This is a genomic window from Streptomyces sp. NPDC044002, from assembly GCF_056434525.1.
Window position 1 is genome coordinate 1,766 of sequence record NZ_JBWKEZ010000126.1, and the last position, 7,463, is coordinate 9,228.

Below are 7,463 nucleotides of genomic sequence, written 5' to 3' on the forward strand. Positions count from 1 at the left end.
CCAAGTTGGTCACCTAGCTCCCTGCTGGCATCTCTGAAGGAGAAACCATGCCGTCGTTCAAGGTGGACACGTCGACCGCCGTCGTCTTCGTCGCGACCGCTCCCACGCCGAAGCTCGTGAGCAAGCAGACCGGTGAGCGGGCCACCGACCGGGAGACCGGTGCGGGTCTGTCCACGGTGGGCCTGCTGATCTCGGACGAGGGGGAGGGCAACCTCTACCAGGTAACCGTCCCGGAGACCGGCCTCCCGGCAGGGCTGGTGCCGGGTATGCCGGTGTCGGTGATCGGGCTGAAGGCCCGGGACTGGGAGAACACGTTCAACGGCCAGACCCGGCACGGTATCTCGTTCCGCGCCGTCGCCCTCACCACCGTCGGGGCCTGACCGTGGCTGACCTGACGACCTTATGGGAGGTCGCCGTCCCCCTGGCCGGGGCCGGTGGCGGCCTCCGCTACGCGAAGGCCCGCGCTCCCCGCGTGTACTGGTCCGTGGCCGGGTTCCCGGCGGCGCGGGTGCGGTTCGCGGTGACGTACCGGTCCACGATGGACGTGTGCGGCCTGACGGTGCAGCCGTCGCGCCTGCGGGCGTTCCTGGTCCGCAACGTCACCCGTCACGGTGACGTCCAGCCCGTCCCGCCGAAGGTCCGCCGCGTCCGTCCCTCCTCGACCGGGATGCGGGTCACCCTGCGGCTGCCGGCCGGACTGGAGCCCGCCGACGTGATGGCCGCCTCGGAACGCCTCCGGCACGCCTGGGGCGTCCGCTCCGTCAACGTGATCGAGATCCGGCCCGGGTTCGTCGAACTGCGAATGACCGGCTACGACGTGCTCCAGCGGGTGAGGATGCCGCGCCGCCTGCCCGACGGGCCGATGACGGTGGCGGTCGCGCTGCGGGAGGACGGGACCGCGTTCGTCCGGGACTACCTGAAGGTCCCGCACGCCCTGACGCTCGGCGCCAACCAGTCCGGCAAGTCCATGTACCAGCGCAACCTCATTGCAGGCCTCGCCCGACTGCCGGTCGCCCTCGTCGGCATCGATTGCAAGCGCGGCGTCGAACAGCGGCGCTACGCCCCGCGCCTGTCGGCCCTCGCGACGACGCCGGAAGAGGCGTCCGGGCTCCTGGATGCGGTCGTCGACGACATGGAAGCCCGCTTCGACCTGCTGAGCGAGTACGGGGCCGCCGACATCTGGGGCCTACCCGAGGAAGTTCGGCCGGTGCCGGTCGTGGTCCTGGTGGACGAGATCGCGGAACTGTTCCTCGTCGCCGGGAAGAAGGACGAGGAACGCCGGGACCGGATGGTCACGCAGATGATCCGTCTCGGGCAGATGGCCCGCGCCGCCGGCATCTACCTGGAGATCTGTGGCCAGCGCTTCGGTTCCGACCTCGGCAAGGGTGCCACCACGCTCCGCGCCCAGCTCACCGGCCGTGTCGTCCACCGCGTCAACGACAAGCAGACCGCTGACATGGGCCTGGGGGACATCGCCCCGGACGCGGTGGTCGCGGTGACCACGATCCCGCCCGACCGTCCCGGCGTCGCGGTGGCCGGCGACTCCTCCGGCGGCTGGTCCCGCATCCGCACCCCCGAACTGAGCGCGGAGGAAGCGGCTGCGATCTGCACGCAGTACGCCTACCTGACCCCGGACCTTCCCGGCCTCGCCCCGTACCGGCCGGCGCTCCCCGCCGAAGCCGCGTCCGACGGGTCGGTCCCGCTGGTGAAGCCGATTCCGGCGACGGACTGACCCTCTCTCCCCTCTCGGTCGGCGTGACCGTCTCACGCCAGGTCCCTACCCGACCCATGCCCGAAACCGAAGGGAACCCCGATGGCCACCACGAAGAAGCCCCCGGCCCCGCGCCGCCGCCCGGCCAAGCCCGCTTCCGCCCCGCCGTCCTGCGGCACCTGCGGCGGCACCGGGGAGGCCACGACGAAGGTCAGGGTCGGGCGCAAGCACCGGGAGATCGACGCCACCCAGACCGCGCTGTGCCTGGACTGCCTCGGCACCGGCACCGCATAACCCCAGGAAGGAGGCGTACCCGTGTTACGCACCCTCCGCCTCGACGCCGTACTCATCCAAGCCGTCATCGCCGGGGCCCTGTCCTTCGCCCACCTCCACGACCTTGCCGCCGCGGCCGGACAGGACGGCTGGAAGGCCTGGGCCTACCCGGTCAGCGTCGACCTCCTGTTGGTCGCCGCCTGGCGCCGAATGCGCACAGACGCCGAGAACCGCGATGCCTGGCTCTGGTTCGCCATCGCCCTCATCGCCTCACTCGGCGCCAACATCGCCACCGCCGGACTCCTCGACCTCCACAACGTCCCGGCCTGGCTGCGCATCCTCGTCGCCGGATGGCCCGCCCTCGCCTTCCTCGGCGGCACCCTCCTCGCCCACGCCCCGGCCCCGGAACCGGTGGCCACGGACCCGGAGCCCGTGGATCACCCCCACGTCGAACCCGCGCCGGACCTGACCGTGGAGCGGATCCCGGACCCGGCCCCCGAACTTCCGCCGGCCGAACCCGCCCCGGAAGAACCGGACGGAGAAGCCCCGCGGGAACTCGCTCCCGCCGCCGAACCTGCGCCGCCTGCTGGGACCGTGCCCGTTCCGCCCGCGCTCCTCGATCACGCCCAAAAGATCGCGGACGCCCACCGCGTCCAGACCGGTGCCCCGATCGACGCGGCGACCCTCCGGACCCGTCTCGGTGTCCCGGCCGTGCTGGCGGACTCGATCGCCCTCCAACTCACCTGACCGGAAAGGAGATCACCCTCCATGCGCCCCAAGCACTTCTACAACGTGATCCGCATCGGCCCCGTCCGTGTCGGCACCTACCGCGACGGCCTTGGCCGCACCAAGCACACCGCGGCCTGTACGGCCCCGGAGTGCGGGTTCTCCGCCGACTACTCCAGCCGCGCCGCCGCTGAACTCGCCGCCCGCACCCACCGCTGCAACCCGCGCTAACCCGCGAAGGAGACCCACGTCATGGACGTCCCGCTCTGGCTCGCCCTGATCGTCGTCGGCGCCCTCGGCATCAAGCTCATCCGCCCGCCCTGGTGGCTCGTCGCCGTAATCCTCCTCGGCGGCTACCTCCTCGCCGACAGCTTCCTCGCCACGCTCGCCGACCCCATCACCAAGTAGGGAGACACCGCCATGTTCCGACCGCACATCCCGGTCAACCCGCTCCCGACCGGCATCATCACCCCCCTCACCCAGCCCGCCACCACGTCCGGCATCGAGTCCTCGCCCGTGGCGACCGCGCCGGCCGTCCCGGCTCGCCCCACGGTCCAGCTCACCCCCGGCAGCGTGATCGCCCTCGCCGCCGGCGGCGGTGCCGCGGTCCTGGTCGTCGGCGCCGTCCTCGTCTCGATGCTCCTCGCCGTCGCCATCACCGGCGTCTCCATCGCCCTGATCGCGGTGGTCCTGCGCCTGCTCATCAAGGACCTCCAGAAGGGCCGGTGAGCTCACCATGGACACGCACGTCATCGCCGCGGGCTTACCGGCCCTGGGCTGGGCCCTGCACGGCGGACTGCTCCTGCGCCGCCTGTCCACCGCCCGCCGCGACCCGCTGACCGGCCTGCACACCCGCGCCGGCTGGACCGCCCGCGCCGAACGCCTCATCGCCAAGCACCCCGGCTCGCTCGTGCTCCTGGTCGACCTGGACGACTTCAAGGCCGTCAACGACACCCACGGCCACGCCGCCGGAGACGCCGTCCTCACCGCCACCGCACAACGGCTGAGCGCCTGGTGCGGACGCCACGGGATCGCCGCCCGCCTCGGCGGTGACGAGTTCGCCGCGATCATCACCGACCTTGGCGCCTCGAACCTCTCCGGCCTCTGGGCCGCGCTGGACACCCCGGTCACGCACAACGAACAGGTCGTGCCGGTCTCCGCGTCGATTGGCAGTTGCAGCCCCGGCACCCTGCCGGTCCCGACCCTCACCGATGCCCTGTCCGCCGCCGACGCGGCGATGTATGCGGCCAAGGGCCACGGCAGGCGCAACAACACACGCTGAGCGGCCCCCGGGACGGCCTCCGTCGCCAAACTTTCGCCGCCCCGGGCGCCTCAACCCCACCCCAGATCCAACGGACCCGAAAGGGGCTCCTCATGATGCCCGAGACCACCCTGACCCCGCGCGTCTGCCACGACTGCGACGGCTTCGCCACCGCCACCATCACCACCGGCCTCCACACCCCGGACGGCACCCGGACCACCATCCCCGTCCACTGCCCCGCCTGCCGCGGCCTCGGCCACACCATCCCCGCCGCCCGCGTCCGCGTCGGGAGGTGATCACATGAACAGCCTCACCGTCTCCGGACACATCGAGCCGGACACCCGCCTCCGCGTCACCGCCTTCCCCGACCGCATTCGCCCCTTCGTCAGCCTCCGTATCGAGGGCGACAGCATCGAGATTGCGCTCCTGGCTGCCCCCGGCTCGGCTGAAGCCCTTCGCGCCCTCTCCGCCGCCGCGAGCGAGGCTGCCGCGACCTTGGACGCCCTCACCGCCGAGGCTGTGGAGGTGTCCGGCCATGGCTGACCTCACCCCCACCAACGACGCGCCCGGCCTGCACATCAGCAAGCCCTCCCCCTCCGACCCGGCCACCGCCTCCGCCGTCTGCCACTGCGGCGCCACCGCCACCGCCAAGGGAGACACCCAGGTCGGCGCGCTGATCTCCGGATGGAACACCAGCCACGGCCCCGCCCACAGCGCTGGAGGAACCGCATGAACACCGCGCTCCCCAACGGTCTGAAGGTGCTGGACCTGTTCTGCTGCCAGGGCGGGGCGGGCATGGGGTACCACCTCGCCGGCTTCGACGTCACCGGCGTCGACCTCGCCCCGCAGCCCCGCTACCCGTTCCGCTTCGTGCAGGCTGACGCGATCGGCTTCGTCCGCGAGTACGGCGCCGAGTTCGATTTCATCCACGCCTCCCCGCCCTGCCAGCGCTACACCCTCGCCCAGCGCATCCAGAACCGCGACCACCCCGACCTGATCGCCCCCACCCGCGCAGCCCTCGAAGCGACCGGCCGCCCCTGGGTGATCGAGAACGTCGAAGACGCCGCCGCAGAGCTGCGTACTCCGGTCACGCTGTGCGCGGCCGCGTTTGGGATGCGGACCTACCGCCACCGGCTCTTCGAGACCGGCGGGGGCTTCACCCTCACCCAGCCCCGCCACCGGCCCCACACCGCGCCCCTGACCAAGATGGGCCGTCCCCGGGCCGAAGGGCACTTCGCCCACTACGTCGGCAACTTCTCCGGCGTCCAGGAAGCCCGCACCGACATGCGAGTGCCCTGGATGAACCGCGACGGGATCCGCGAGTGCATCCCGCCGGCCTACACCGAACACATCGGCACCGCCCTGTTCGCCTCCCTGCTGGAGGTGGCTGCGTGACCGACACCGCCACCCTGGCGGGCCTGGACCCGGCCACCCTGAGCGACCTGCTCAAGGTGGCCGGGGCTCCCGGTTTCGACCGTCTTCACGAACAGATCCGCCGCACCGGAGGATGCGCCGCCCCCATCCGCCTGTCCGGCGGCACCAAGCTCCTCGACCCGGCCACCAAGACCGTGCTCCACGCCTACACCACCGACACCGAACCCGGCGGCGTCCTGCGCGTCGCTTGCGGCAACCGCCGGGCCTCCCGCTGCCCCGCCTGCGCCTGGACCTACGCCGGCGACACCTACCACCTCATCCGCGCCGGCCTCATCGGCGACCAGACGAAGGGCACTCCCGAGACGATCCGCGACCACCCCCGCGTCTTCGCCACCCTCACCGCTCCGTCCTTCGGCCCCGTCCACAACCGCCCCGGGCTCCGCCCCTGCCGCTGCGGCACCCAGCACCCCGACGACGCCGAGGAGCTGGGCACCCCGCTCAACCCGGACAGCTACGACTACGCGGGTGCGGTGCTGTGGAACAACCACGCCTCCGAGCTGTGGCGGTACTTCACGATCTACCTCCGCCGCGAGATCGCTGCCCGCGCTGGCCTGACCCAGAAAGCCGCCCGCGAACAGTCCCGCGTCTCCTTCGGCAAGGTCGCCGAGTACCAGAAACGCGGGGCCGTCCACTTCCACGCCGTCATCCGCTTCGACGGACCCGACGGCCCCGACTCCCCGCCGCCCGCCTGGGCAACGCTCGACCTCCTCATCGACTCCATCCAGGCCGCCGCCGCCCGCGTCCGCGTCGTCGTTCCTGCCGCCCCGGAGCACGGGATCGCGGACGAGTGGGAGCTGCGGTGGGGCGAGCAGATCGACGTCCAGCCCATCGGCGCCTTCGGGAACGGCGAGGACCTGACGGAACAGGCGGTCGCCTCCTACGTCGCCAAGTACGCCACCAAGGCCGCCGAGACCACCGGCACCGTCGACCACCCCGTCGGCAACAAGGAGGCACTCGTCCTCCTCGGCGTCCCCGACCACCCCCGCCGGCTGATGGAAGCCTGCATGGACCTCGACCGGGCCTACCCCGACCGGCGGCTGAGGGCCTGGGCTCACATGCTCGGCTTCCGCGGGCACTTCTCCACCAAGTCCCGCCGCTACTCCACCACCCTCGGCGCCTTACGCCAGGTCCGCGCCGACTACCGCGCCGCCCAACAGCGCACCGCGCTCGGCCTGCCCGACCCCGACGAGAACCCGGAAGCCACCCTCCTCGTCATCGCCCACTGGTCCTACGCCGGCCACGGCCACACCCCCGGCGAATCCTGGCTCGCCGCCAACATCCGCCGCGACATCCAGCAGAACCGAGAGACGGCGCGGGAAGCCCTCATCGACCTGGAAGGAGAGATCGCGTGAAAGACGAGCTGATGACCACCGCGGAGGTGCTTTCCGAGCTGAAGGGGATTTCACGGCGGACCTTCTACCGGTGGCGAGAACTGGGCAAGGCTCCCAAGGCGTTCACCCTGCCGAATGGTGAGCTGCGGGTCTGGCGGAGTGACTTTCTCGCGTGGCTGCGGAGCCAGGAAGGTGCTGCGGCGTGAAGTCGCTCGACGTCAAGATCTGGAGTGTTCGGAAGCGCGATACGAAGCGTCCTTCCTATGACGTCCGCTGGTCGGTCGCCGGGCAGGTGTTTTCCGAGTCGTTCAGGACCAAGGGGCTCGCCGACAACTACCGGTCCAAGCTGATGCGTGCGGCCCGGGATGGTGAGGAGTTCGACACCGGATCGGGTCTGCCCGCGTCGATGGTCGAGCAAAAGGCTTCGCTGAGCTGGTACGCCTTCGCGCTCAAGTACCTCGCGATGAAGTGGCCCCACGCTGCGCCGAACACCAGGGACGGGATCAACGAATCCTTGACCTCGGTCACGCTGGCGCTGCTGAACGATCGTCCGGGTCGGCCGGCAGACGACGCACTGCGGAAGGCTCTTCGGAACTGGGCTTTCGTTCTTCCGGCCCCAGATGACAGGGAGCTTCCTCCGGAGATCGGGAACGCGCTGCACTGGGTTTCCAGTGCCTCCCGATCACTGTCGGATCTGGCTGATCCGGCCCTGGGGCGATCGGTCCTT

Annotated in this window: 14 protein-coding genes and 1 pseudogene; all 15 read left to right on the top strand. The window is 71.1% G+C overall.

Going from position 1 to position 7,463, the window contains the following annotated elements:
- Nucleotides 1-47: 47 nt before the first annotated feature.
- Entirely contained in the window at nt 48-380 is a 333-nt protein-coding gene (locus tag AC07A6_RS40645) for an SCO3933 family regulatory protein (RefSeq protein ID WP_470846454.1), read from the top strand.
- Nucleotides 381-382: 2 nt separating this feature from the next.
- The gene (locus AC07A6_RS40650; RefSeq protein ID WP_478780446.1) at nt 383-1,732 is read left to right on the top strand and encodes an FtsK/SpoIIIE domain-containing protein; all 1,350 of its coding nucleotides are present in this window, start codon (nt 383-385) and stop codon (nt 1,730-1,732) included.
- 81 nt (nt 1,733-1,813) lie between these two features.
- Nucleotides 1,814-2,005 (top strand): hypothetical protein, encoded by a 192-nt coding sequence (locus AC07A6_RS40655; protein ID WP_478780447.1) that lies wholly within the window; start codon nt 1,814-1,816, stop codon nt 2,003-2,005.
- Between the two features lie 21 nt (nt 2,006-2,026).
- On the top strand, nt 2,027-2,731 hold the full coding sequence (locus AC07A6_RS40660; RefSeq protein WP_478780448.1) for a DUF2637 domain-containing protein: 705 nt from the start codon (nt 2,027-2,029) through the stop codon (nt 2,729-2,731).
- Nucleotides 2,732-2,752: 21 nt separating this feature from the next.
- Complete coding sequence (locus tag AC07A6_RS40665) at nt 2,753-2,941, top strand: mobile element transfer protein (RefSeq protein ID WP_469126072.1); 189 nt, start codon at nt 2,753-2,755, stop codon at nt 2,939-2,941.
- A 21-nt stretch (nt 2,942-2,962) separates the two neighbouring features.
- Nucleotides 2,963-3,118, top strand: coding sequence for a hypothetical protein (locus tag AC07A6_RS40670; RefSeq protein ID WP_478780449.1), 156 nt, complete (start codon nt 2,963-2,965; stop codon nt 3,116-3,118).
- Nucleotides 3,119-3,130: 12 nt separating this feature from the next.
- A complete protein-coding gene (locus AC07A6_RS40675; RefSeq protein ID WP_478780450.1) occupies nt 3,131-3,439 on the top strand; it encodes a SpdD-like protein in 309 nt (102 codons plus the stop codon).
- A 7-nt stretch (nt 3,440-3,446) separates the two neighbouring features.
- On the top strand, nt 3,447-3,992 hold the full coding sequence (locus tag AC07A6_RS40680) for a GGDEF domain-containing protein (protein WP_478780451.1): 546 nt from the start codon (nt 3,447-3,449) through the stop codon (nt 3,990-3,992).
- 92 nt (nt 3,993-4,084) lie between these two features.
- Nucleotides 4,085-4,267: a hypothetical protein gene (locus AC07A6_RS40685; RefSeq protein ID WP_478780452.1), complete on the top strand. Its 183-nt coding sequence runs from the start codon at nt 4,085-4,087 to the stop codon at nt 4,265-4,267.
- Between the two features lie 4 nt (nt 4,268-4,271).
- Nucleotides 4,272-4,514, top strand: coding sequence for a hypothetical protein (locus tag AC07A6_RS40690; RefSeq protein WP_478780453.1), 243 nt, complete (start codon nt 4,272-4,274; stop codon nt 4,512-4,514).
- Nucleotides 4,507-4,704 carry a hypothetical protein gene (locus AC07A6_RS40695; protein WP_478780454.1) on the top strand — a complete coding sequence of 66 codons (198 nt, stop codon included), beginning with the start codon at nt 4,507-4,509 and terminating at the stop codon, nt 4,702-4,704. Before AC07A6_RS40690 ends, AC07A6_RS40695 begins: the two co-directional genes overlap by 8 nt.
- Entirely contained in the window at nt 4,701-5,366 is a 666-nt protein-coding gene (locus AC07A6_RS40700; RefSeq protein WP_478780455.1) for a class I SAM-dependent methyltransferase, read from the top strand. The genes AC07A6_RS40695 and AC07A6_RS40700 overlap by 4 nt, the downstream gene beginning before the upstream one ends.
- A complete protein-coding gene (gene repSA / locus AC07A6_RS40705; RefSeq protein WP_478780456.1) occupies nt 5,363-6,757 on the top strand; it encodes a replication initiator protein RepSA in 1,395 nt (464 codons plus the stop codon). The genes AC07A6_RS40700 and repSA overlap by 4 nt, the downstream gene beginning before the upstream one ends.
- A gap of 11 nt (nt 6,758-6,768) precedes the next feature.
- Nucleotides 6,769-6,942: a helix-turn-helix transcriptional regulator gene (locus AC07A6_RS40710; protein WP_328623307.1), complete on the top strand. Its 174-nt coding sequence runs from the start codon at nt 6,769-6,771 to the stop codon at nt 6,940-6,942.
- Nucleotides 6,939-7,463: pseudogene (locus AC07A6_RS40715) on the top strand (tyrosine-type recombinase/integrase); the annotation flags it as partial. The gene AC07A6_RS40710 and the pseudogene AC07A6_RS40715, both read left to right, overlap by 4 nt.